We start from the raw sequence: 23,210 nt of genomic DNA on the forward strand, positions 1-23,210 counted from the left end.
GCCACAGTTCACTGAGGGTGATGTGGAAGAGATAAAGGGATTTATTCACCGGTGATATCATGAATGTCCCAGAGCAGGGGAGCCGGCCGTTCCACGAACTCCCTGGCAACTATGCCAGTATGAACCTCCCATCCGTCAAGTCCCATCAGGGCGGCTTTCCTCTCCAGGTCTTTTCTTATTCCCCAGACCTCTCTGGGGCCCAGTTTCCTCCACTTGACCTCAACAAGGAGGGCCCTTTTCTCTTTCTCGTCCAAGGCTACCAGGTCGACTTCTTCCCCCTTCCACCACCATCTCCCTATACGGGTGAACCTGAAGGGAAGCTTTCCATTTCTGTTGATGAGCATGATGTGCTGAAGGGCCACCTTCTCGTAAACCCTCCCCAGGTATAGGTTAAACTTTCTCCTGAAGTTCTCAAGAGGGACATCGGGGAGGCCGAGCTCTATCTCCTCCTTGAAGGGATAGACGAAGGAGTAGTAAAAGGCAAAGTAGTTGTCCGATAGACCGTACCTCGCACCCTTCCTCCTCCTGGAAACCCCAGGAAGCACCGGGTATTCTCTCCTGACTATCTCCAGTTCCTCAAGGACAGAGAGATAACGGGAAAGTTTCGAGCCGTCTATTCCAGTTTTGGTTCTGATCTCGTTGAAGGACGTGTACCCAGAGGCTATTGCCTCAAGGATTGTGTTGTAAGTGCTCAGGTCCCTGAGCTCATAGCGCAGGAGAAGTTCAGCTTCCTCGTAGAGGTATCCCTTCCCGAAGAATTCCCGAACCACATTCTCCTCCACCGATAAGGAGGGGTCAAAGCGAAGCAGGTACTCGGGAATACCGTCAAGAACGCCATATGCCCTAACCAGTTCCTCAGGAGAATAGCCCGGAAAGAACCCTCCAATGTGCCTGAACTCCAGGGGTTTAACCTTAATTGTCATGGTTCTTCTGCCATGGAGTGGACTTCCGTAGTCCGTGAGTCTCTTCATCATTGACACACTAGAACCGCACAGAATGATGCTCCCTCCCTCACCGAAGTCCCAGTACTCCTGAAGAAGACCCAGTATCCGGGGATAGTTCTTTACGAGTACCGGGAACTCGTCGAGAACCAGTACTGTTCCGCTAGCGCTCAGAAGATCAAAGAGTTCATCGAAGGAGGAAGGTGGGTACTCCAAGAATTTAATATCTCCCGTAACGCGGTGGAGCTTTTTAGAGAGGCTGACGAGCGTTTCTCTGGGCTCTTCCTCTTTGCATAGGTGGTACACGTGGGGAGTGCCTTTCAGGGCCTCGATTATCAGTCTCGTCTTGCCTACCCTTCTCCGACCGTAAACTATGATGAGCGAGCGTTTTTTCAGGTACTCCCCCAGCTTCCGCAGCTCCTCAGAGCGGTTTACGAACTCTTGCATAATCATGGTTATATATCTGTGATTATGCATTTAAAGCTTTTCCCCACGACCGTACTTCTCAAGCAGCCCATCGCTTATCTCTCCCCTCTTTGCGATTTCGCCGTAGATGTGGGCGCTCTTCCTTGGTTTTCTCCCAAAGGTATCGTAGTCCACCTCGATCAGCCCAAAGCGCGGCCTGAAGCCTTCGGCCCACTCGTAGTTGTCTATCAGCGACCAGTAGAAGTAGCCCCTCACGTCGATGCCCTCTTCAATGGCTTTGTGGACGTACCCCAGGTGCTGGATTATGAACTCCACCCTCCATTCATCGTCGAGCGTCGCTATGCCGTTCTCGGTGACGTAGAGCGGAAGGTTATACTCCGAAAAGGCCTTTAATCCTTCGTAGATGCCCATTGGATAAACGCTCCAGCCCATGTCAGTCTTTCTGCTCACGTTGGCATCCTCGACGGCGAAGCGTTTGAGCGGATTCCTCACTGCCTTGACCCTCATGATGTTGTAGTAGTTCATTCCGAGCCAGTCAAGGCCGCTCACGGGGACGTCAAAGGTCCTCATGAAACCTCTGAACTCTCCGCTCAGGATTCCGTCAAGGAGCGAGCGGTTGAAGGTGTAGTCTATCTCCCCGGCCGCCTTTTTATCCCTCTCAGAATCGGTCGCAGGTATGAAGTACGGGCGGTTCTTCACTATCCCGACCCTGAACTTGCCGTGAAGAATCTCGTAGGCGATGGCGTGGGCCCTGATCAGGTTTGCAGCGACCTTCTCAGCCTTCAGCGGGTTCCTTCTGAAGGGAGGCCACATCCCCTCGACGTATGAGGCCACGACGTAGACCATCGGCTCGTTGAAAGTGGCTATTAGCTCAACGCCCTCTATGTTGTCGGCTATCAGCTCAACGTAGCTCCTCCAGTGCTCAAGGTTGTCTTCCCTCTCAAAGCCTCCCCTGAGGGCGAACCAAGTTGGAAGTGTGAAGTGGTGGAGCGTGAGCATCGGGGCAATTCCCTTCTCGTTGAGAAGGTCGATGATGCCCTGATAGCGCATTAATGCCTCCTCGTTCGGCTTTCCATCCTCGGGAAAGACTCGTCCCCACTCGATCGAGAAGCGGTAGGCCCTGTAGCCAAGGGTTGCCATCAGCCCGATGTCCTTCTCGTACAGTTCCCAGGAGTTGCAGGCCTTTCCTGCTGGCGGGAGCTTTCCTTTTTCGGCCCAGTACCACCAGTCGCTCCAGACGTTGTCACCCTCTATCTGGTAAGACGAGGTAGCAGTTCCGAAGAGAAATCCGTCCGGGAACCTGAGCATCTTCAACCCTCCAGCCCAAGTCCAGCCTCTTCGTTAACCTTTCTCCAGCTCCGCCCGAAGAGGAAGGGGAGCTTTCCAGGCTTTACAATCTTCTCCCACCTTTCGAGGAGCCTTGCCTCTTCCCTGAAGGCCCACTCCGTTAAAGCTTTCATATCCTCCGGTGTCCTCTCGATCTCCCTCGCCTTCTCAATTACCTCCCCCTGCAGCCTATCCCTCTCGCGGGCGAAGTCATCGATGTAGCCCCGGTAGTTCGTCAGAAACTTCCTGTGGAAGGCCTCGAAGTGCCACCAGTAGGTCTCTGGATCGTATCTATCAGTGGGGGTTTTTCCGAGGTCCGGAAGGCCGCCCTCTAAGCTCACCGGCTTGAAGATGCTCAGGCAGGGGTTTGAAGTTCCGGTGAACCAGTGGATACCCTTTCCAAGCTCGGAAACTTGAGATGAAGCCGTCTGGGAGGGCCTTGTCAGTCCACCGTAGTGCATGCATATGTCCCTCATCGAGCCCTTCTCCGGGCGGTAAGGTTCAAAGGAGTGGGAGCGCAGAAGGGACATCGTGTATTCGAGCGTTATCTCGCCTTCACGTTCCCTCAGCTTTTTCATCGTGAAGGCCCTCCGCTCCCTGCCCCTGGCGAAGTGGGTGTAAAATCTGTCCGAGAAGTACCTCGCAAAGCTAAAGGACCCCTTTCTTGCAAGCCTCTCGACGCCTTCAGATGCCATGTCCCAGTCGTTCTCAATGGTGAGGGCGTTGGAGATGGAGTAAACACCCTCGATTTTCTTTGCCGCCCAGTCCTTTCCGACGGTCTCAAGAACCCAGGCCTCTTTGGGATCGGCTATTATGAAGGAGCTGAAGTAGTAGAGCCTGTGGCTTTTGCTCCCGTTCCCACCCTGTAAGCCATCCTCAACGATGCCGGTTATGAACTCCAAAGCCTCTTTCGCGCTCTTCGTTCTCTCAAGCGCCAAACGTATCATGTCCATTCCGGTTATCCCCTTCTCAGGCACCTTGACCTTCGTGAAAACCGCTGTGTTGCCTATCGCCAGCTCGAACTCGTTCACGCCCATCTCCGCCCCCCACATCCACCAGGGGCGGGAGAGTATCACCGCGTAGGTCTCCTTCACCTGCGGAAAGTCCACGTAGGTTAACCTGACCATCTCCTCCCTGTGCCTGATCCTCGGTATGAACTCAAGGATCTGAGCTTCGTTTGGCTCGCGGTCGCTGTTCTTGGCGAAGAGGGTTATTCCCTCCTTGGTGGCCTCGGGAGTGGCCACGAGAATGTCGCACATGGTTCCACCCGTAAACCATTGGGCTGCTGGATATAATAGGCTTTCCTCCATCACGCTTCAAGAATTATGCACTCCGGCGGAACGCGCTTGGCTATCCTAACGTTCCTCCCGGCCTTGTAGACTTTCAGGCCATTTCTCCGCAGGCACTCAGCGTCAATTATCAGAAGAACCACATCCTTCCCGTGCCTCCTGCCCGTTTCCAGGGCCTCGATTTTGCTTGTTGTTAGATGGACGAACTGCCTTTTCATAGGCTTGAGCCCTTCCCTCAGAATCCGCTCAAGGTTCCTCCTCGGCGTCCCGTGGTAGAGGATTTTTGTTTCCGTGTCTTCCCCGTGGTTGAGCTTGACTTCAAAGCTGTGGCCGTAGCGGGCGCGGATTTTATCTCCCTTGATTTCGTAGCGGCCCTTTGCATCATTCTCAACGATCTCCCTCACAAAATCCCCGGTAACGTCCGGATAAATCCTTTGGAGCGCCCTGACTAAATCGTCAAGCGGGACGAAGCCCTCCATGTCCGGCTTCAGCCCGAACTCCTCTGGAGAATGCCGCAGAATGTAGGCCATCAGCTTGCTGACCTTAACCCTCGACGGCATGGAGAAAAGTTGGGAATGAAAAATAAAAAACCTCACGGCAGTTCTATTACCGCCCACACCGGTCTGTGGTCTGACACCACGACGTCGCAGAGGCAGCCGTAATCTTTGACTTTTGCCGGCCAGTCCTTCTTGAGCAGTATGTAGTCTATGTTCTCCTTGTCAACCACCCCGTTGCGCTCCCAGAGGAAGGTATAAGGCGGCCTCTCGGAGAAAGCATCTCTGTAGTCGCGGGTGAGTATCTCTATCGCCCTCTCGTCTGGCTCGGCGTTGGTGTCGCCGGCTATTATTTGGGCAACTGGCGAAGCTTCAGCGAACTTTAGCAGTTCCCCTGCCTGCATCGCCCTTTCCTCCTCGCTGAGCCCCATGTGGACGTTTACCACGGTTATGCCCAGCTCCTCGATGGAGACCTTCTGAGCCGGTCTCGCCTGGCCGACGCTCTCCAGGTTGAGCTCACCTTCGGTCTTCATGTGCCAGTGGGAGAAGACCGCTATTCCGTAGGTCCCCTCAACGGCGGGCTTGTACTCGTAAGCATAGCCGAGGTGGGCGGAGATGAAGAGGGGAACGTCTTGGTAAGCGTTGCCTATCATTCCGCCAACGACCTCCTGGGCGAGCCACACGTCGGGCTTCTGCTCGGCCAAAAGGTTCACAAGCTCGTAGCCGTTGAACGTTCCGTCGTACGGCCCGAACCCCTGGTGGACGTTGTAGGTCCAGAGGAGGACGTCCTTTTTCCCCTCGCTGTAGGTTGGCCCGACGTAGAAGAGCGCCAGTACTATGACCGATGCCAGGACGAGACCAATGAGCGGGCCGATGATCTCCTTCACGCTTGGACGGCTTACCTCTGCGCTCTTCCCGTAGGCACTGAGGGCATAAACCACCGAGGCGGCGAGGATAAGGGCCTCAAGCCTGTCCTCCATGAAGGGCAGGCCGATGTCCCTGCCGACGTAGGCCCCGAGGGCGAGCGTTGCGATTAGGAACATGTAGAAAGCCCCGATGACTCCTCCTCTGCTGCCCTTCGCGCTCTCAACGAGGGCGATGGTTGAGGCCAAGGCTATAGGCAGGCCGACCAGAGAGAGGGGCTTAAGGAATAGCGTCGCCGAGCCGATTATCAGGAGCGCCATCGCGGCTTCTGGCTTCCCCGCGAGGTGGGGGCCGAGCAGTATCGCCAGGGCGAGGAGCAGGGAGAAGCCGACGAACTCCGGGAGATAATAGACGGTCATTCCGGAGTAGCGCATCACCGCGTTGGGGTAGATGAGACCAAGCTCGATGAGAGCGGCGAAAGCGTAGAGGCCGAAGCCCGGCTTCTTGAGCGTTCCCGGTTCCTTCCAGAGGGCGTAGGAACCGAGGAGCACGAAGAGCGCCAGGATAACCCTCGTGTACAGGAAGTCAGCCGGCTCGGCTCCGACAGCCAGGACGCGGAGGCTCAGGTCAGCGACGAGCCCCATAGCCAGGTACTTCACGTCCAGCTCCTTGACGAGCGCAAGGGCCACCGGCAGGGCGAAAGCCGCCACGAGGTGTGTGTATTCCGTCGCATCGGTTATCAGAACCGCTATGGCATAGGCCGCTGTTAGGGCTGCTCCAGCCTTTCTGCTCATCCTTCCGACGAGGAATGCAGCGAAAAGGAGCAGGAGGATTCCCAGCCCGGATGGAAAGTTCATTCCGTAGAAGAACGTCTTCTCAAGGCTTGAGTACGCTCCGGCCACAAAGATCCTGAGGGACGAGGCCAGCAGCACCCCCGTTCCAAGACCGAGCAGTATTTTATCCCTCTCGTCTACGTTCATACCCATCACCTAAAACCCAAGTTGTTGGGAGGGCACTTAAACTTTGTTGATGTTCCAACGGCTCAGAGGAAGAAGGGTAGTGGCTGGTGGAGAGAAGAACGAGAAACACCCCGAGCATCGCCATGAGGAATCCAGAGTGAAGAAAACGCCGTAGTGGTAGCGCGCTATGGTAAAGGCCACTAACCCGGGAACGATTGAAGGGAGGGCGAACTTGGGGCGAAGAAGGGAGAAAAAGTCTGGAGCCCCACTCAGCGGAATCTCCTGAGGGCCATCTCTCCAGCCACGCTTATCGGGTCTATCGTCGGGCTTATCGGAGGGGCGTAGGCGGTCTCAAGGTAAACGACGTCCTCGACGGTTGCCTCTTTCTGTGCTAGGGCGGAGAGCGTCATTATCCTGCCCCACACCCTTTCCCCGCCGACTATCTGGGCGCCGATGAGCTTTCTATCGGACTTCCTGAAAATCAGCTTGACGGTTATAGGCTTTCCACCGGGGTAGTATTCCGGCTTCGTCGAGCCTTTAAACTTTCCGACCGCTATTTCTATTCCAGATTTCTTCGCCCTCTCCTCCGTTATTCCGAAGGTGCCTATCTCAAGGCCGAAGAGCTCTGTTATGGCCGTGTTGAAGACCGGCCTAAAGGAGACGTCTTTACCTGCTATGTGCTCGGCGGCGACCTTCGCCATTCTGACGGCGGAGGTTCCGAGCTGGCTGAGCGTCCTCTCGCCGGTTACGGCATCTATCACCTCGGCGCAGTCGCCTATCGCATAAATATCTGGATCGCTCGTCTGGAGGTGCTCGTTAACTACTATCCCGCGGTTCACCTCCAGTCCGGCTTCCTTGGCGAGGTCAACGTTGGCCCTTACGCCGGTGGCGACGAGGACGAGGTCGGCCTCGACTTCCTCGTCGCCTATCTTGACGGCCTCGACCGGACTGCCGACTATCTCGCTGACCCCAACGCCGAAGCGGAAGGAAACTCCGTTGGCTTCCATCTCCTTCTGAACGAGCTTGGCGGTATCTTTGTCAAGCATCGTCGGCATTAATCTGTCCATCAGCTCAACGACCAGAACCTCCATGCCGAGCTTCGCGAAGGCCTCGGCCCCTTCGAGTCCGATTAGACCGGCGCCGATTACAACGGCCTTCTTTGGCTTCCTCTCGGTTATATAGGCCTTTATCCTCCGCACGTCGTCGAGGCTCTTGAGCGTAAACACTCCCTCGTTCTCGATGCCCTTTATCGGGGGGACGAAGGCCTTCGAACCCACAGCCAGAACAAGCTTGTCGTAGGGGATTTCCCCCTTATCCGTGACCACAACTTTCCTCTCGCGATCTATGGATTTGACCTCCGTTCCGAGCATGAGCTGGATTTTCTGCCTCTCGTAGAACTCGTTCGGGAAGACGATAACGTCCTCGGGCTTCTCGATGGTTCCGCTGATGACGTGAGGCAGGGCGCAGGGGGAGTATTGCATCGTTGGTTCCTTTCCGATGACTACTATTTCCGCCTTCCTGTCGAGCTTGCGCATGAATAAGGCAAAGTTGCTTCCGGCCGTACCAGAACCGACAACGACAACTTTCATGAGCACCACCGGAGGGAGAAGGGCGAAGAGGTATAAAAAGTTGGCCTTAACCTTAGGTTCACAGGCCAAGCTCCTTCTTTAGTTCTTCCCAGTCTTTTCCGCTCTCAAGTGCTTCCCTTTCGAGTGCCTCGATTTCCTCAGGGCTTTCGCCCTCTTCCTCCTCAATGAGCCTCGCCTTGAGCATGAGGAGGGCTTTTTCCATTCGCCATTCCTCCTCAGCGCATCCACTTCCTCGCTATCACAGCGACGATGAGCGCCATGAAGACGGCTCCAGTTAGGGCTTCGATTGCACTCAAGGCTTTGAGCCAGCCCGTTGGGTGCATATCGCCGTAGCCAAGGGTGGTGAAGGTGACCATGCTATAATACAGAACGTTGAAAATACCCTCAATTCCGGACATTCCAATTGGAGTACACACTGAGTCCGCAGTGGAAATACATATTGAACCTTTGGGATTTAGAGTAGTACCAAGGGCGAATATAGTCCACAAAATACCAAAGATCCCGGTTGAGTGTATAGCCAATTTGACTTTGGCTTTTGTTTTAAGTTCTATATCGAAGAATTGGGAGGTAAACGCTCCAATCAAGCTGGAAATTACTGCTAGAGTAAGTATAAAACCGAGGTTTATTCCAAACGCGGAATACTGGCTGAAGATATAGACAATAGGGAACAACAGGAGGGGAATTCCCAATCCTGTGTACAAAAGCCTCGCCCAACCAGTACCATAGTTTGAAAATAAGTCTCCCATCAGCCACTCTAGGAAATTGTATAGCATCGCTCTAAAAACAGGCCATTTTTTTCCACTACTAAGAGCATCTATCGCATCTATCATTCGTATTTTTCTCCGAGCACGCATTTCTGCAACAAACATTTGATCAGCTTCCTCTCGCTTTCCTTCATTTTCAAAGCTTAAACGTTGAACTCTTGCGGCTTCTTGGAGAGCGTATGCGTAACTTGGTGAACTAGAATCAAATAGCTCCTCCAACTGACTTTCAATCTCCCTAACGGCATTTTCTGTGTTAGATGCTGGTAGTATTACAAAGCTAACTCCTTGCCGAAAATCGCAATTTGAAAGTTCGAGTTTTCCATGGAACTTGGGTTTAGGTTCCTTGGAGGTGTCTTTCTCCACAAAAATTAGGCGTTTTTCGAAAGTTGATCCGTTGAAGATAGCATCTCCTTCAAATTTTGCTGATTGAAATTCCACTGTTTTTTTGAATTCGACATCCTCAAAGTGAACATTGCCATGGAACTCGGCATTCTTAAAGCTCGCTCCCTTCTCAAATGTGGCGAAGTTAAAGGTTACTTTTTCCTTGAAACTAGCAAAGTCAAAGGTAGCTGTATCTTTAAATACAGAGTGCTCAAAAAAGGCAGGGTTATAAAATTCAGCCTGATCAAATTGTGCACTTCCCAAAAATTCTGAATTGACGTAATTGATAGTGGAATCTCCATGTAATTTAGCTTTTGTAAACGCAACCCTCTTGCCGAAATGAGCATTATAAAAATTAATTCCTCCCCTAAACTCAACATTAGTAAAAGATACTTCATCACTAAATCGGGCTCCTTCAAACGAGCAATATTTCTTAAAACTAGCATTTTCGGGAGTGGACGACCACTCTGGAAACCATGCAAAATATGTCCTTTTCTTAAAAGTTGAATAGTTAAATACCGTCTTTCCTTCAAACACTACGTTTAAAAAATCTGTTTCACTTTCAAATGTTACTTGTATAAATTCAACATCATTCTCAAATCGGGCATTTTTAAAATCTGCAAATCCTCTAAAAGTTGAGTAACTAAACTTAGTCTGGCCTTTAAATACTGCCTTTCTAAAGGTCTTTTCAATGTCTCCCCCCAAAGTCATTTCGTATTCGACTTCATGCGGATGTATAAATGGTGGGCCATGATTATCATTTTGAATATCCTTGCGAATGTCCCTAAGACCTAAGAAGATTCTTTCAACGTCTTCATTTTGGTACTTTGGAATGATCCACTCCGAACCAGAGGTAAAGTCGAATTTAACATGTTTAAAATTCGCATCTTTTTCAAAAGTTGCACCGAAAAAAAGTGTGTATTTCTTAAAAACAGCACCCTCAAAACTAACATTATCACGGAATTTTACTTTATAAAAGTCTGATTCTCCTGAAAACTCACACCTATTAAAGCCGAATATTACCGGCCCCTTCATTCCCTGACCTCTCCCATCGAACTCCGCCATACAAAAACTGACATTTTTAAACTTTGCTTCAAAGAAACTATATCTTTTTTCAAAATGTGCCTTATCAAAGTACACATCTCCCTCAAAGTGAGAGTAGGAGAAGAATACATCACCCCTAAACTTCGCATATGCAAAGATAACATCTTTTTTGAAAGTAGAATTTATAAAGAGCACATCACCCTTAAAGATTGCCTCTTTGAAGTTCACTTTGTCCAAGAACACAATTTCCTCAATATCCCCCTAACCAACAAAAACAAAAATAGAGGGAACGGAGGGTCTATTCTCGGAAACACATACCCCCTCGCATCAATAGGCTCCTTAAAAACCAGCCTCTTTTTCTTCTCTCCATCAACCTCGATCTCCTCAATCTTTGGCTTGAACCTCTTCAAGAACTTTCTGTAGAATTCAATGACCTCTTCCTCGGTCTTGTCCGGCTTGTGAAAAATACAGTACTCCTGGTCAGCTGTCTCGGGGTCGCAGTTCCCGAAGTGCGCCATCCTGCACATGGTTGCATGTTACGTGGCTTAGCAATAAAAGCATTTTGGTCATCATATGGAAGTACAATCAACATTGAAATAAAAATGTTCAAGGCTCCACTACCGTCCCGCTGTGCTTGCCCCTCACAACGTCGAAGAGATGATACGCATCCTTTTTGCCGACGATATAGGTCTTTATCCTGCCGCGCTGGATGAACTTTGCCGCTAAAGCATCCACAACTCCGCTTCCTCCGGCTTTGCTCTCCGCTTCCATTGCTATCTCAACCAGCTCTTCGGGGGTTATCTTTTCAAGCTTCCTCGCGTTCGGGTTCTTTTTAGGATCGGAGTCGTAGACGCCGTCGACGTTGGTGACAACCACCAGGAGGTCGGCCTGGAGATACTCGGCGAGCAGAGCAGAGACTGCATCGGTCGTGTGGCCCGGGTGAGTTCCGCCCATTATCGGTATCTTCTTGAGTTGTATGACCTCCCACGCCTTCCTGAAGTCCTGGATGACGAAGGGATAGGCCTTTTCACCCAAAGCCGCTATGAGGAGCATCGCGTTGGCCCTCGTGATGTGTATGCCGATGTAGTCCTTGAAGGTCTCGTTGGGCGTGAAGCTCTTTGCCGCCTTGATGTACTTTCTGGCGACTTTTCCGCCGCCGACTACCACTGCAACCTCGTGGTCCTCGCTTATCTTGATGAGCTCGTAAGCCATCTTGCCGATAAAATCAACGTCCGGATCATCTGGCACGAGAACCGATCCGCCTATATCGAAGACTATCCTCATGATGACCCTCACGGTGCTAATCAGCAGGATTTATAACCTTTTTCTTGCCGTGGGGATGTCGAAAGAATAGGAGAAGGGACTCAACCTATCTGGAACGCCGAACTCCTCAGCTCGCCGCGCTCGAACCTGTACGGGTCGTACCACTCCCAGTCAAGCGGAACCTTGGAACGGCCTTTCGATATCAGCCCGGCCATCGCCTCCCCAACGGCCGGCGCCATCATGAAACCGTGGCCGCTGAAGCCTGCGGCAATGTAAAAGTTGTCGAGGAGCCTTCCGATGGCGGGATTGCTGTCCGGCGTCTTTGCGTAGAAGCCCGCCCACTGGCGGACAACGTGAGCGTAGCGGAGCGGCGGGGCGATTCTGACGGCATACTCCAGAACGCCGCGCAGGAAGTCGTAGGTCGGCTCGTAGTCGTCTAAGCCTTTAGCCTTGTGCTCTATCCCGGCACCGCAGATTATTCCGCCGTCCTCCCCATCCTGGATTATGTAGGCGTCGTTCCAGCTCGGCGGGCACACCAACGGTTCGGCCTGGCCGGGTTCGAGCGGTTCGGTCTTGACGAGCTGGTGCTTGTAGGCCGTGATGGGTATGAGGTCTCTGCTGAGGCCGGCCATCTCGTTGATGAGGGGCGCCCATGCGTTGGCCGCGTTCAGAACGGCATCTACCCTAACGCTCCCGACCTTCCCGTTGCTCCTGAACCTCACGGCGGTTATGGCATCTCCCTCCCGCTCGAAGCCTATAACCTCCGTGTGCTCGCGCGCATCAACGCCGAGCTCCCTAGCACGGAATAGATAGGCAAAGAGCGTCTTGAAGGGGTTCGCCTTGCCGTCCTCCGGGTTCCATGCGCCGGCAAGGAAGGGCTCGGTGTTAAGGATGGGCACTATCTCCTTCGCCTCGTCCATGCCGATGAGCCTGGCCGGAACGCCGAATCTGTTCTGGAGCCTTATGTTGGCCTTAAACGCCTCAACCTCCTCCTCGCTCGTGGCAAGGAAAAGGTAACCGGTCTGCCTGAAGCTTATATCAAAGCCGAGCTCTTCCTCAAGCTTTTCCCAGCGCTCAACGGAGTACTTCATGAGCCTGATGTTGGCCTCGTCCGTGAACTGCGCCCTTATTCCTGTGGCACAGCGGAAGGTCGAGCCGGAGCCGAAGTAGTTCTTCTCGAAGAGGATTACCTCTTCCCCGAGCTTGGCCAGCTCGTAGGCAGTTGCGACGCCTATTATTCCGCCGCCGATAATCGCTATCTTACTCATCGCCACCACCCACGAGAACCTCAACGCGGACGGGCCGAATCGGAACCCTCGCCCTCGGAAGCGGTATCTCCTCCTGCCTCCTTCCGGTCTTTCTGGCTAGTATGCCGAGGACCATGGGAATGCAGGTTCTCCCCTGGCAGGGGCCCATCCCTATGCGGAGGAGCCGTTTCAGCTCCTCGATGTCGGTGACGCCAGAATCTATGAGCGCCTCGACTTCCTCAACGGTGACGTCGTTACACCGGCAGACTATTTTCTTCCCGGCCATTTTTATCACCTCTCGACCCTCACGGCGCGGACGTCCCACGCCAGCTCCACCGGCACCTCGACGATGATTATTGGCGTGTCTCCTTTGCTCTTCTCCCTCGGTACGACGGTGAGAACCTTTCCCCTTCCAACCGGCTCTCCAATGTGGTTGAGGAGAACGACCTCTTCCCCTTTTTTTGGAACCGGAAGGAGCTCATGGGGCATAGTTATCCTCGCCCTGTCACCGACGTAGTGCACCATGAAGAAAGCGAGACCTGGACAGATCTGCACGCAGAGGGAGCACCCGATGCACTTGTCGTAATCGACTATCGGCAGGTCGTTCGGGGTGGGCATGCTTATCGCCCCGGTAGGACATATCTCCCTGCACGGGGCGCAGGGTATCTCCTGCGGGCACTCGGGAATCGCAACCGGCCGTTTCCTCAGCCTCTCCTCGCTCGGCAGGGGGATGAACTTTTCAAGCTCCTCCGGTGTTATGTAACCGTTTCTGAGGTAGGAGGGAATTTCACTCATTCTCTCACCACCAAGGCCTTCTTTATACCATCAAGCACGTGCCTGCCGAAGGGCCCGGAGCGGAACTCCAGGAGGTCTTTCTGGGCCCTCTCCATCTCTTTCAGCCAGCTTTCGTCTGCTATGCCGAGCCTCAGGGCGGCGGCGATGCCAGCTATCTTTCCTTCGAGCATTGCAGTTGTGGCTTCCTCTATTCCAGCAGAATCGCCGGCGACGAATATTCCCCTGACTGTGGTCTCCATCCACTCGTCGCGAACTGCCACGTGCCCGCTGAGCTCTCTAACATACTTTATCTGACAGCCGGCCTGGTGGAGGAGCTCTATGCTGGGCCTCAGGCCAACCGCTAAAGCTATGACGTCCACCTCGAAGACCTTCTCCGTTCCGGGAACAACGTTCCAGTTCTCGTCGAGTTGTGCCACTACTGCCCTCTCGACCTTTTCTTTCCCCTCGGCGCGCAGGATGGTGTGCCTCGTGAGTATCGGAACTCCTAACCGTCTGACCTTCGCCGCGTGCACGAAGTAGCCGCCGACCTTCGGCATGGCCTCGACTATCGCCTTCACCTCGACGCCGGCCTGGATGAGCTGGTACGCCAGTATAAGCCCCACGTTTCCGGCCCCAACGATTAGAACCTTGTCGCCAGGCTTCACACCGTAGGTGTTCATGAGGGTCTGAATGGCTCCGGCGCCGTAGATTCCCGGTAAATCGTTGTTCTCGAAGGGTATCATCTTCTCCATCGCGCCGGTTGCTACGATAACCGCCCTTCCGCGGAATTCAATCAGCTCGCGGTTGTTCCTGACGGCCAAGACGAGTTTTTCTTCACCCTCCTGGAAGATGCCGACGGCGGAGGTTTCAAGGAAGACCTTAACGTTCTCCCTCTTCCTGACCTCGTCCTCAAGGATTTTCGCTATCTCCACTCCCCTGACTCCCGCGAACTGCTCGCGCTTGCCGAAGAACTTGTGGGTCTGTTTGACGAGCTGGCCGCCGAGCATCGGGTTCTCATCTAGGAGAACGACGCTTGCTCCGGCATCGGCGGCATGGATGGCCGCCATCAGTCCTGCAGGACCGCCGCCCACTATAACAACGTCCGCCCTTACGACCTTCGCCTCCTTGAACTCCGGGGGCTTTGCTTCCCCCGGCAGTCTGGCCTTTCCGTGCTGGGGCTCGATCCTCATTCCGTCCTCGACGAGGGTTATGCACGTTCTGACGTTGGGGATTCCGTTCACGATCATCAAGCAGGAGGAGCACTTGCCGATTGCGCAGAAGAGCCCTCTGGGGCGCTTTTCGTTGGCTGAATAATTGAGAACCCGGATTCCAGAGGCATGTAGGGCAGTCGCTATCGTCTCCCCCTCGTAGGCTTTGATAGGTTTCCCTTCAAAATATATAGTGACCTCCCTGCCACGCTCAAAACGCAGAAGGGGATGCTCAGTTAAGCGCACGGTGTATCACCCATGCACCTATTCGTTCATGCATTTATGAAAATTTTTCAATCCAATGGTGGGCAACCTTTGGTTTTCGAGCCTACCAAAGCTTTATATATCTGCCCAAGGATAAGTTAGCTGGCGGCGGGCTAGGCCGGGGGGTTCGGCGTCCCCTGCAACCGGAAACCGTCGATATGCCGGGGCCGAAGCCCGGGGGGCGGTTCCCAAAGCCGTCCCCGGAAGCCGGGGCACAACGGTGATCCCTCGTCCCACGGGGCCGGCGGTGGGAGGGGCGGAGCTGGAGGGCTCCGCTAACTCCCTTTGCCCGCCGAACCCCGCCAGGCCCGGAAGGGAGCAGCGGTAGGCGGGACGTTCGGCGCTCGTGGGGTAGCGGGGGTGAGCGAGCCCCGGTGGAAGGGGACGGTGGAGGGTTCCCACCCCCGGGCGCGCCCGCCGCCGCTAGCAGCCCTTCTGGATTCGTGGTGTTCTGTATGCGTGGAGAATGCAAAACCTTAATAGTCCAGCGACATCTTTTGCCTTTGAGGTGTCAAGATGGCGAGCCTTGAAGTGAAGCTTTTCGGGATAAGGTTCGAGAACCCGCTCATTCTTGCGTCCGGAATAAACGACAAGACTCCGGAGCAGTGGATAAGGGCCCATGAAGAGGGAGCAGGTGGAGTAGTTACCAAGTCCATTGGAATTGAACCGAGGGCGGGTTACGATAACCCAACCGTTGTCGAGCTTCCCTACGGGCTGATAAACGCGATGGGCCTGCCGAACCCCGGCTGGAAGGACTTCATTGAGATGGTCGAAGGCTACACCTTCGACTTCCCGCTGATCGTCTCGATTTTCGGAGGAACGCCGGATGAGTTCGCCTTTCTCGCCGAAAAACTGAGCGATGTGGCGGATGCCTTCGAGCTCAACCTCAGCTGTCCCCATGCGAAGGGCTACGGCATGGAGATAGGCCAGAGGCCGGAGAACGTCTATGAAATCGTTAAAGCCGTCAAGGACGCGACCGACAAGCAGGTGATAGCGAAGCTGACGCCGAACATAGACGACATAACGAAGCTCGGCTTAGCCGCTGAAAAGGCTGGCGCTGACGCCGTTTCGGCAATAAATACGCTGAAAGCCATCGCCATAGACGTCTACGCGAGGAGGCCAGTCCTCATCAACCGCGTCGGCGGCTACTCTGGTCCGGGGGTCAAGCCCGTTGCCTTGAGGGCGGTCTACGACCTCGCAAGGACACTTGAGATCCCCGTTATCGGAATAGGGGGCATAACCACGTGGCAGGACGCGGTCGAGTTTCTCCTTGCCGGAGCCTCCGCACTCCAGATTGGAACTGCCGTCTCGCTCCGCGGGTGGAAAGTCTTTAGGGAAATTAGCGAGGGGATAGCAAGGTATCTTGAGGAAGAGGGCTTTTCGGACGTGGGTGATATAGTGGGACTGGCGCTGGAGTAAGACATTTATAGTAGAAGGCACTACTATACTACGGTGAACTACTATGCCGGTGACGAAGGTCACCCGAAACTACCAGATAACGATTCCAGCGGAGATTCGAAAGACTCTGGGGATAAAGGAGGGCGAATATCTCACCGTAGAGCTGAGGGGGGATGAGATAGTTATAAGGAAAGCCGAGATGGAGTGGCCGAGCATTGATCTGGGCAGGGATTTCACGCCAGAGGAAATCGAGAAGAACGTCAAAAAGATGCTTAGGGAGGCCTCCAGATGGGAGGAGTAGCGGTGGTAGACACGAACGTGCTCCTCTACTCCATCAACAGGAGTTCGGAGAAATACGGAGAGGCAAGGAAGCTCGTCAACTCCCTCGACAGAATCTTTTTGCCAACGATTGTGATGTATGAGCTTGTGTGGAACCTTGCCGTTGCGGGGATTTCTCCCCAAGAGGCCGAGAAAACGGTTTCAAAAATCCTCCTGAACGAGAGAGTCACACTCGTGGACGATAGGCAGTATCTGCTTTCAGCCTTTGAGCTCTTTGGAAACCTTGGTCTAAAGCACTACAACGACTCGGCAATTCTTGCCGTGGCCAAAGACGTCGGAACCCTCGCGACCTACGACAAAAAGCTTAGAAACCGTGCCAAAAAACTTGGGACTAAGTTACTTCCGGAGGTGATTGAATGAAGCGCGCGGTGGTTTTGTTCTCGGGGGGGCTTGACTCGACGGCCTGCCTCTACTGGGCCAAGAGGAACTACGACGAAGTTATAATGCTTGTCATCAACTACGGGAGCAACGAGGAGAGAGTAACAAACAGAGTAGCAGAGTTCTTCTCGAAGGAGCTGGACGTTCCGCTGAAGATAGTCCGTCTTGACTTCCTTGAGGAGTTCTCAAAGCTAAGGGGGACGACCCTCGTTGGAGGCGAGACGCCGAGGGTTACAGCTCAAGAGCTTGAGGACATGAACATCGCTCAGGAAACTGCAAAAAGCGTCTGGGTTCCAGCAAGAAACGTCGTGCTGATAAGCGTCGCGGCTTCACTCCTCGATTCCCTCGGAGGGGGCGATATAATAGTCGGCTTCAACGCAGAGGAAGGGGTAACGTTCCCGGACAACACGCCCGAATTCGTCGAGAAAATGAACGAGATGCTGAAGTACGGCACCATGGCTGAAGTGAAGGTCGTCGCTCCGCTCATAGACCTCGACAAGAAGGGTATAGCGAGGCTTTTGAAGGAGCTTGGCGCTAAATACGAATACTCCAACTCCTGCTACATGCCGAAGGGCTTCACAGAGGACGGGAAGCCTGTACACTGCGGAGAGTGCGAGAGCTGTGTGCGGCGCCACCTCGGTCTGATTGAGGCCATCGGGGAGGACAGGACCGTTTACGCGGTTGAGCCCAGGATATGATGTCCGCTCAAAATCCCCACAGCAGTGCAGTGTCGCCCCAGCCCACCGCAAGATTTATAAATCTCTGCCTGCCCCTTATCTTTGGGCGTGGGGCGGTAGCTCAGCCTGGGAGAGCGCCGGACTGAAGATCCGGGTGTCGGGGGTTCAAATCCCCCTCGCCCCACCACTTCTCGCGTGCGGTGGTAGTCTAGCCTGGTCTAGGACACCGGCCTTCCAAGCCGGTGACCCGGGTTCAAATCCCGGCCACCGCACCACAATCGTTTCTTGAACTTTCAAGGACCGCCTACAGCACATAGCCGGTACTGAGTACCGACGTTCGGGGACTGTTCTCAGCGAGCATAACCTTTTGTAAAATTTTCAACAAATTGGTGATTTTACAGAACCCCGTGCGTGCTGTATCATCGTTCCCATTTTTCTGTATCGATTGTTAGATTCTGCCAAGTTCAACTTACATTCTGGTGTGTCGTTATTTTACATATAGCAACTAAAAGTGATGATGATGCTGCCAACACCGAAATAATACTTTTTAAAATCGAAAGATTTATATGCTAGTGCTCAAATCAGTGCTCTGATGAAGGGTATGATACCCGGATGGCCAGTATAAACACATCGTAGAAAAGAGGTGTCTAGAAATGAAAGGTTGGAAGGCGTTGGTAGTTGCCCTGTTACTCGTTGGAATGATGGCAGGCGCTGTTGCGGCCGTGCCCGCCAAGCCAGCGGTCGCTCCGCAGGTCCAGAAGAACTACGGTTTACTGACCCCAGGATTATTCAAGAAGGTTCAGAGAATGAACTGGAACCAGGAGATAAGCACCGTCATGATGTTCAACAGCCCGGCAGACAGGGACAGGGCCATCAGGATACTCAAAGTTATGGGTGCTGAAATTAAGTACACCTACAAGGTTATCCCGGCGGTTGCCGTCAAGATGAAGGTCAAGGACCTGCTCATGATAGCAGGTATGATTGACACCGGCTTCTTTGGAAACACCCAGGTCTCAGGAATAAGGTTCATTCAGGAGGACTACAAGGTTCAAATCAATGTTGAAACCGAGGGCCTCGACGAGTCCGCCGCACAGGTTATGGCCACCAACATGTGGAACCTCGGCTACGATGGCTCGGGAATAACCATCGCCATCATCGACACCGGTATCGACGCCTCCCACCCGGACCTTCAGGGCAAGGTCATCGGCTGGGTGGACTACGTGAACGGAAAGACGACTCCCTACGATGACCAGGGCCACGGAACCCACGTCGCTTCCATTGCCGCCGGAACCGGGGCGGCCAGCAACGGCAAGTACAAGGGCATGGCCCCCGGTGCCAAGCTCGTGGGCATTAAGGTCCTCGGTGCAGACGGTTCGGGAAGCATATCCGACATCATAGCCGGTGTGGACTGGGCGGTTCAGAACAAGGACAAGTACGGAATAAGGGTCATCAACCTCTCCCTCGGCTCGAGCCAGAGCTCCGACGGTACCGACTCCCTCAGCCAGGCCGTGAACAACGCCTGGGACGCTGGAATAGTCGTCTGTGTCGCCGCTGGAAACAGCGGGCCTGACAAGTACACCGTCGGTTCCCCGGCCGCGGCCAGCAAGGTCATCACCGTCGGCGCCGTCGATAAGTACGACGTCATAACCGACTTCTCAAGCAGAGGACCAACCGCCGACAACAGGCTCAAGCCCGAGGTCGTCGCTCCGGGCAACTGGATCATAGCGGCGAGGGCCAGCGGAACCCAGCTCACCGACGTTACCATCGGTGACTACTACGTCGCTGCCCCAGGAACTTCGATGGCCACCCCGCACGTCGCCGGAATCTCCGCCCTCATACTCCAGGCCCACCCGAGCTGGAGTCCAGACATGGTCAAGACCGCCCTGATTGAAACAGCCGACATAGTCAAGCCAGACGAGATAGCCGACATCGCCTACGGTGCCGGTAGAGTGAACGCCTACAAGGCTGCCCACTACGACAGCTACGCCAAGCTCGTCTTCACAGGTTCCGTCGCCGACAAGGGAAGTGCCACCCACGCCTTCGACATCAGCGGCGCTTCATTCGTTACGGCCACCCTCTACTGGGACAACAGCGGAAGCGACCTTGACCTCTACCTCTACGACCCGAACGGCAACCAGGTCGACTACTCATACACCGCCTACTACGGCTTCGAAAAGGTCGGCTACTACAACCCGACCGCCGGAACCTGGACCATAAAGGTCGTCAGCTACTCGGGCAGTGCTAACTACCAGGTCGACGTGGTCAGCGACGGTTCACTCAGCGAATCCAGCGGTGGTGGAACTCAGCCCCCGCAGCCGACCGTCGATGAGCAGACCTTCACCGGCTACGTCCACGACTACTACGACAGGAGCGACAGCTTCACCATGACCGTGAACAGCGGGGCCACCAAGATAACCGGCGACCTCGTCTTCGACACCAGCGCCCACGACCTTGACCTCTACCTCTACGACCCGAACGGCAACCTTGTGGACCGCTCCGAGAGCTACAACAGCAACGAGCACGTAGAGTACAGCAACCCGGCTCCGGGCGACTGGAAGTTCCTCGTCTACGCCTACAACACCTACGGCTGGGCCTCCTACACCCTCTACGGAAAGGTCTACTACGGGTGAATCCTTTTAACCCCTTTTCTTTCCTTTCTGGGGTGGTCGAAGTGAGAAAGTCACTTGCAATAATCCTGCTCACGCTCATGCTTTTATCCGCCGTGCCGGTTCGCGCTGGGGAAGCTCAAATCAGGCCTTACGTCTACGAGCCGACCGTTCCGGACACAGCCTTTGCAGTTCTGGCCCTTTATCGGGCCGGGGACTACGGAAAGGTTCTGGAGGGCTGCGAATGGCTGATGGCAATAAGGACGCCCTTCGACTCATGGGGTTTCGCCAACGGGGAGGAGCACGAGGCTAAGTACACGGCCATGGCGATGCTCGCCCTTATGCGCGGTGAAAACATCGCCCGCGGGCGTTACCACGATGTCCTGAACAGCGCCGCCTACTGGCTGATATACAGGCAGAACCCGGACGGCTCTTGGAACGACTACACCGACACGGCACTGGCGTTAATCGCGCTCAGGGAGTTCGTCAATGGGGGCTACATCAACGAGAGCTTCACTGGCTTCAGGAAGGGGGTGGAAGAAGCTATAAACCGCGCCCAGGGCTGGCTGATGGGAACCGAACCGAAGACTGATACGGAGCGGATATTTGGCTACATGGCGCTCGGTGAAAAGGAGAAGCTCAGGGAGATGGAAGTGGAAGGCGAGATGAAAGCCTACCGTGTCTTTGCCCTCGCCTACCTTGGGGAAGAGGTTGAGCTTAGCGGGGACTTTGACTCCACCGTCGCGGTAGCAATGGCCCTCTACGCGACGGGAGATGAGAAATACAAGCAAGAACTGCTCAAAAGGGAGCACTTCGGCTTCTGGGGCGTTCTCCACTACCGCGTCCTCGATCTGTTGAGCGTTTCCAAAATCAGGGGCTTTGAGAACCTCCGCCCCATAGCCTGCCCATACCTCTCCAAGATACGCCCCACCGACGACTGGGAGAGGATAATCCTCGCCGACTACAGCATTCTCTGCAACGAAACCCCTGAACTGCCCTCCAACCTCTCAAGTCTCCTTCCCTGGCAGGTGGCTGAACTGGCGAGGGTTAAAGCCCTGATGGGTGAGGACTACAGGGGGGAGGTGAGCTACCTCCTTTCGACTGGAAAGAACGGCGTTTGGAGAGACTTCTACAACACCGAGTACGTTGTTGAAACCTTCAGGTTCCTCAACGTGAGCTACAACTACAGTTCCTCGCTCGACTACCTCAGCAAGAACCTGACGTGGATGCTCGAAACTACGGACCCGAAAACCGGAAACCCTGCCTACTACAACGTCCCCACCTACTACCTCGCCCACGCGGCCATAGTTTTCAGCGAGTTTGGAATGGAGAACGAGCTTAATGAGACCCTGGGCCTGCTTGTGGAGAGGCAGTACGACAACGGAGCCTTTCCATACACCCAGGGCTCGACAGCCGGAATCACCTCGACTGCCAGAGTCGCCTGGGCCCTCCAGAGGGCCGGGCTTGAGGACTCAAAGATTTACGGTAAGGCGGTCTCTTTCCTCAGGGATCTGCTCTATGCAGAGATACCCGGCCCGGAGGTAGAGGGTGAAACGGCCAGCCTGGCCAACGCCACCTTCCTGCTCGTGAGGGACGGTTCTTACATCGGCAACGCAACGGGGAAGGCGGTGGTTACAGGTTTGGACGGCTACGTCGTCATCTACCCCTCGAAAAACCCTCTGGCAATAGCTGCCTACGAGGTCAATGGCTTCCGCGCCGCCGAGCCTGAGACTGAGGAAGGAAAAACGGCCTACCCATACATTGGGGCAGGAGTATTGCTAATAAGCCTGGCCGGGATCGTGGTCCTGAGAAACAGGAGAAAAGAGAAGAAGTGATTCCCTTCTTTTTTGGTTTTCAGGTGGTTGAAGCCTCCTCGTCGTTGTAGAGCTCATCTCCAACCGTAATCCTGTCCTCGAAGCCCTTTGAGCCTTCGAGCGTCTGGATCCTGAACATGTAGCTCTTGTACCAGTTGTAGGACGGCTTGACCTTGACCGGCAGGAGCTTCCAGGCCCTGGTTTCCTCTTCATAACCCCAGTTGACGTACTCGTTGAAGTTCCTGATGATGTCGGTTATGACAACGCCAAACTCGTTGAGGAGAACCCTCTGGATTTCCCTCCACTTGTCGAGAGAGCTTTCCCTCCTCGTTATGCCGAAGTAGCCGGCGCAGCCGGGCCCCTTCAGGGTCGCTATTCCCCTGCCGACAAATGCCCTTATCGCATCGACCGTCTCGGGCGGGTCGGTTATGAAGGTGTCGAACTTGTGGAGCGCGTATTCTGGCAGGGGTTCCCTCAAATCGAAGGTGAACATCTCGATGTTCTCGTAGCCGAGCTCTTCAGCGGTTTTCTCGATGAACTTTACGAGCCTCTCGTCAATGTCGAGGACGGCAATCCTCTTTGGGAGACCAGAGAGCATGAGGGCTATGCTCGTGAGGTCGTCGTCTCCGAGGACGAAGACTTCCTTGTTCTCAAGGTCCCCGCGGGTGTGCATGAGGGCTATCCTGGCAACGGTTGTTTCCGGGGTAACGTACGCTTGATCAAAGTCGTGCTTCGGCTGCGGGCGGTCTTTGACTATTTCCTTGAACTGCTCAAGGAGGTCGCTGAAGGCATCGAGTTCGACCGTCTTGCCCTCGCAGTGGGAGCAGGTGTAGTCCTTCCTCGCGCCGATCCCGTACTTCTCCACCAGCTTCCTGCCGCTCTGAGTGAGGATAATCCTTGGTCCGTCAAAGGTCACGTAATTCATCTCGTGGAGGGCAGTAATGACAGCCACCACGAGCGGAAGCGGCTCCTCGCTGAGGTCAACAATGCGCCAGACGTCTCCGCTGGCCTGAATCGCCGAAAGAACGTTCTCGACTGTTCTCTCGTAAACCGGGATGCTCGTCTTGGTCTTAACCTTCTCCAATATCTCCCTCATCGCAAGCACCTCCAGAAGGATTTTTAGTTCGTGAACGGGGTTAGGGTGGGCCTCTTTTAAGGTTTTTCC

The 23,210-nt window shown here is 54.4% G+C and carries 21 protein-coding genes, 2 tRNA genes and 1 other RNA gene; 9 read left to right on the plus strand and 15 right to left on the minus strand.

Features of this window, described 5'->3' with window-relative positions; genetic code table 11:
* Positions 1–41 precede the first annotated feature (41 nt).
* The 14 genes from TIRI35C_RS09055 to TIRI35C_RS09120 all read right to left on the minus strand — a co-directional run bounded on the left by TIRI35C_RS09055 (position 42) and on the right by TIRI35C_RS09120 (position 14,815).
* Positions 42–1,394, minus strand: coding sequence for an ATP-binding protein (locus TIRI35C_RS09055; protein ID WP_188202591.1), 1,353 nt, complete (start codon positions 1,392–1,394; stop codon positions 42–44).
* Positions 1,395–1,418: 24 nt separating this feature from the next.
* The gene (locus TIRI35C_RS09060; protein WP_188203178.1) at positions 1,419–2,675 is read right to left on the minus strand and encodes a glycoside hydrolase family 1 protein; all 1,257 of its coding nucleotides are present in this window, start codon (positions 2,673–2,675) and stop codon (positions 1,419–1,421) included.
* Positions 2,676–2,677: 2 nt separating this feature from the next.
* Positions 2,678–3,952: a C69 family dipeptidase gene (locus tag TIRI35C_RS09065; protein WP_188202592.1), complete on the minus strand. Its 1,275-nt coding sequence runs from the start codon at positions 3,950–3,952 to the stop codon at positions 2,678–2,680.
* A 50-nt stretch (positions 3,953–4,002) separates the two neighbouring features.
* Positions 4,003–4,542, minus strand: a complete 540-nt coding sequence (locus tag TIRI35C_RS09070; RefSeq protein WP_188202593.1) for an RNA 2'-phosphotransferase — start codon at positions 4,540–4,542, stop codon at positions 4,003–4,005.
* Between the two features lie 32 nt (positions 4,543–4,574).
* Complete coding sequence (locus tag TIRI35C_RS09075) at positions 4,575–6,320, minus strand: endonuclease/exonuclease/phosphatase family protein (protein WP_188203179.1); 1,746 nt, start codon at positions 6,318–6,320, stop codon at positions 4,575–4,577.
* A 248-nt stretch (positions 6,321–6,568) separates the two neighbouring features.
* Positions 6,569–7,888: an NAD(P)/FAD-dependent oxidoreductase gene (locus tag TIRI35C_RS09080; protein ID WP_188203180.1), complete on the minus strand. Its 1,320-nt coding sequence runs from the start codon at positions 7,886–7,888 to the stop codon at positions 6,569–6,571.
* 58 nt (positions 7,889–7,946) lie between these two features.
* On the minus strand, positions 7,947–8,090 hold the full coding sequence (locus tag TIRI35C_RS09085; RefSeq protein WP_188202594.1) for a hypothetical protein: 144 nt from the start codon (positions 8,088–8,090) through the stop codon (positions 7,947–7,949).
* Between the two features lie 13 nt (positions 8,091–8,103).
* Positions 8,104–10,305: a potassium channel family protein gene (locus TIRI35C_RS09090; RefSeq protein ID WP_188202595.1), complete on the minus strand. Its 2,202-nt coding sequence runs from the start codon at positions 10,303–10,305 to the stop codon at positions 8,104–8,106.
* Entirely contained in the window at positions 10,302–10,604 is a 303-nt protein-coding gene (locus TIRI35C_RS09095; RefSeq protein ID WP_188202596.1) for a hypothetical protein, read from the minus strand. Before TIRI35C_RS09095 ends, TIRI35C_RS09090 begins: the two co-directional genes overlap by 4 nt.
* Positions 10,605–10,683: 79 nt before the next feature.
* The gene (pyrH, locus tag TIRI35C_RS09100; protein ID WP_188203181.1) at positions 10,684–11,361 is read right to left on the minus strand and encodes a UMP kinase; all 678 of its coding nucleotides are present in this window, start codon (positions 11,359–11,361) and stop codon (positions 10,684–10,686) included.
* An 80-nt stretch (positions 11,362–11,441) separates the two neighbouring features.
* Positions 11,442–12,608: an NAD(P)/FAD-dependent oxidoreductase gene (locus tag TIRI35C_RS09105; RefSeq protein ID WP_188203182.1), complete on the minus strand. Its 1,167-nt coding sequence runs from the start codon at positions 12,606–12,608 to the stop codon at positions 11,442–11,444.
* Positions 12,601–12,873: a (2Fe-2S)-binding protein gene (locus tag TIRI35C_RS09110; RefSeq protein ID WP_188202597.1), complete on the minus strand. Its 273-nt coding sequence runs from the start codon at positions 12,871–12,873 to the stop codon at positions 12,601–12,603. The genes TIRI35C_RS09105 and TIRI35C_RS09110 overlap by 8 nt, the downstream gene beginning before the upstream one ends.
* 5 nt (positions 12,874–12,878) lie before the next feature.
* Positions 12,879–13,382, minus strand: a complete 504-nt coding sequence (locus TIRI35C_RS09115) for a 4Fe-4S dicluster domain-containing protein (protein WP_188202598.1) — start codon at positions 13,380–13,382, stop codon at positions 12,879–12,881.
* The gene (locus tag TIRI35C_RS09120) at positions 13,379–14,815 is read right to left on the minus strand and encodes an FAD-dependent oxidoreductase (RefSeq protein WP_188202599.1); all 1,437 of its coding nucleotides are present in this window, start codon (positions 14,813–14,815) and stop codon (positions 13,379–13,381) included. The genes TIRI35C_RS09115 and TIRI35C_RS09120 overlap by 4 nt, the downstream gene beginning before the upstream one ends.
* A gap of 124 nt (positions 14,816–14,939) precedes the next feature.
* On the opposite strand from TIRI35C_RS09120, the gene ffs reads away from it, so the two are divergent.
* The 9 genes from ffs (at position 14,940) to TIRI35C_RS09165 (ending at position 22,066) form a co-directional block, all read left to right on the plus strand.
* Positions 14,940–15,253: signal recognition particle sRNA (ffs, locus tag TIRI35C_RS09125), an RNA gene on the plus strand.
* 96 nt (positions 15,254–15,349) lie between these two features.
* Positions 15,350–16,252, plus strand: a complete 903-nt coding sequence (locus TIRI35C_RS09130; protein ID WP_188202600.1) for a dihydroorotate dehydrogenase — start codon at positions 15,350–15,352, stop codon at positions 16,250–16,252.
* 43 nt (positions 16,253–16,295) lie between these two features.
* The gene (locus TIRI35C_RS09135) at positions 16,296–16,532 is read left to right on the plus strand and encodes an AbrB/MazE/SpoVT family DNA-binding domain-containing protein (RefSeq protein WP_188202601.1); all 237 of its coding nucleotides are present in this window, start codon (positions 16,296–16,298) and stop codon (positions 16,530–16,532) included.
* Positions 16,520–16,930, plus strand: coding sequence for a PIN domain-containing protein (locus TIRI35C_RS09140; RefSeq protein ID WP_188202602.1), 411 nt, complete (start codon positions 16,520–16,522; stop codon positions 16,928–16,930). Before TIRI35C_RS09135 ends, TIRI35C_RS09140 begins: the two co-directional genes overlap by 13 nt.
* Positions 16,927–17,646: a 7-cyano-7-deazaguanine synthase QueC gene (gene queC / locus TIRI35C_RS09145; protein WP_188202603.1), complete on the plus strand. Its 720-nt coding sequence runs from the start codon at positions 16,927–16,929 to the stop codon at positions 17,644–17,646. The genes TIRI35C_RS09140 and queC overlap by 4 nt, the downstream gene beginning before the upstream one ends.
* A gap of 89 nt (positions 17,647–17,735) precedes the next feature.
* A tRNA-Phe gene (locus TIRI35C_RS09150) sits at positions 17,736–17,812 on the plus strand.
* Positions 17,813–17,822: 10 nt separating this feature from the next.
* A tRNA-Gly gene (locus TIRI35C_RS09155) sits at positions 17,823–17,900 on the plus strand.
* A gap of 378 nt (positions 17,901–18,278) precedes the next feature.
* Positions 18,279–20,255 carry a S8 family serine peptidase gene (locus TIRI35C_RS09160; protein ID WP_188202604.1) on the plus strand — a complete coding sequence of 659 codons (1,977 nt, stop codon included), beginning with the start codon at positions 18,279–18,281 and terminating at the stop codon, positions 20,253–20,255.
* Between the two features lie 32 nt (positions 20,256–20,287).
* On the plus strand, positions 20,288–22,066 hold the full coding sequence (locus tag TIRI35C_RS09165; protein ID WP_343044044.1) for a hypothetical protein: 1,779 nt from the start codon (positions 20,288–20,290) through the stop codon (positions 22,064–22,066).
* 19 nt (positions 22,067–22,085) lie between these two features.
* Here the strand turns inward: TIRI35C_RS09165 and bpsA are convergent, their stop codons facing one another.
* Positions 22,086–23,141, minus strand: a complete 1,056-nt coding sequence (gene bpsA, locus TIRI35C_RS09170) for a N(4)-bis(aminopropyl)spermidine synthase (RefSeq protein ID WP_188202605.1) — start codon at positions 23,139–23,141, stop codon at positions 22,086–22,088.
* Between the last annotated feature and the right edge of the window lie 69 nt (positions 23,142–23,210).

Source organism: Thermococcus camini, assembly GCF_904067545.1.
Taxonomy (GTDB): Archaea; Methanobacteriota_B; Thermococci; order Thermococcales; family Thermococcaceae; genus Thermococcus; species Thermococcus camini.

Bases quoted from the DNA above. Each gene is read 5' to 3' on its own strand.
- TIRI35C_RS09055 (WP_188202591.1), bottom strand. From the start codon at position 1,394: ATGATTATGCAAGAGTTCGTAAACCGCTCTGAGGAGCTGCGGAAGCTG.
- TIRI35C_RS09060 (WP_188203178.1), bottom strand. From the start codon at position 2,675: ATGCTCAGGTTCCCGGACGGATTTCTCTTCGGAACTGCTACCTCGTCT.
- TIRI35C_RS09065 (WP_188202592.1), bottom strand. From the start codon at position 3,952: ATGTGCGACATTCTCGTGGCCACTCCCGAGGCCACCAAGGAGGGAATA.
- TIRI35C_RS09070 (WP_188202593.1), bottom strand. From the start codon at position 4,542: ATGCCGTCGAGGGTTAAGGTCAGCAAGCTGATGGCCTACATTCTGCGG.
- TIRI35C_RS09075 (WP_188203179.1), bottom strand. From the start codon at position 6,320: ATGAACGTAGACGAGAGGGATAAAATACTGCTCGGTCTTGGAACGGGG.
- TIRI35C_RS09080 (WP_188203180.1), bottom strand. From the start codon at position 7,888: ATGAAAGTTGTCGTTGTCGGTTCTGGTACGGCCGGAAGCAACTTTGCC.
- TIRI35C_RS09085 (WP_188202594.1), bottom strand. From the start codon at position 8,090: ATGGAAAAAGCCCTCCTCATGCTCAAGGCGAGGCTCATTGAGGAGGAA.
- TIRI35C_RS09095 (WP_188202596.1), bottom strand. From the start codon at position 10,604: ATGTGCAGGATGGCGCACTTCGGGAACTGCGACCCCGAGACAGCTGAC.
- pyrH (WP_188203181.1), bottom strand. From the start codon at position 11,361: ATGAGGATAGTCTTCGATATAGGCGGATCGGTTCTCGTGCCAGATGAT.
- TIRI35C_RS09105 (WP_188203182.1), bottom strand. From the start codon at position 12,608: ATGAGTAAGATAGCGATTATCGGCGGCGGAATAATAGGCGTCGCAACT.
- TIRI35C_RS09110 (WP_188202597.1), bottom strand. From the start codon at position 12,873: ATGGCCGGGAAGAAAATAGTCTGCCGGTGTAACGACGTCACCGTTGAG.
- TIRI35C_RS09115 (WP_188202598.1), bottom strand. From the start codon at position 13,382: ATGAGTGAAATTCCCTCCTACCTCAGAAACGGTTACATAACACCGGAG.
- TIRI35C_RS09130 (WP_188202600.1), top strand. From the start codon at position 15,350: ATGGCGAGCCTTGAAGTGAAGCTTTTCGGGATAAGGTTCGAGAACCCG.
- TIRI35C_RS09135 (WP_188202601.1), top strand. From the start codon at position 16,296: ATGCCGGTGACGAAGGTCACCCGAAACTACCAGATAACGATTCCAGCG.
- TIRI35C_RS09140 (WP_188202602.1), top strand. From the start codon at position 16,520: ATGGGAGGAGTAGCGGTGGTAGACACGAACGTGCTCCTCTACTCCATC.
- queC (WP_188202603.1), top strand. From the start codon at position 16,927: ATGAAGCGCGCGGTGGTTTTGTTCTCGGGGGGGCTTGACTCGACGGCC.
- TIRI35C_RS09160 (WP_188202604.1), top strand. From the start codon at position 18,279: ATGAAAGGTTGGAAGGCGTTGGTAGTTGCCCTGTTACTCGTTGGAATG.
- bpsA (WP_188202605.1), bottom strand. From the start codon at position 23,141: ATGAGGGAGATATTGGAGAAGGTTAAGACCAAGACGAGCATCCCGGTT.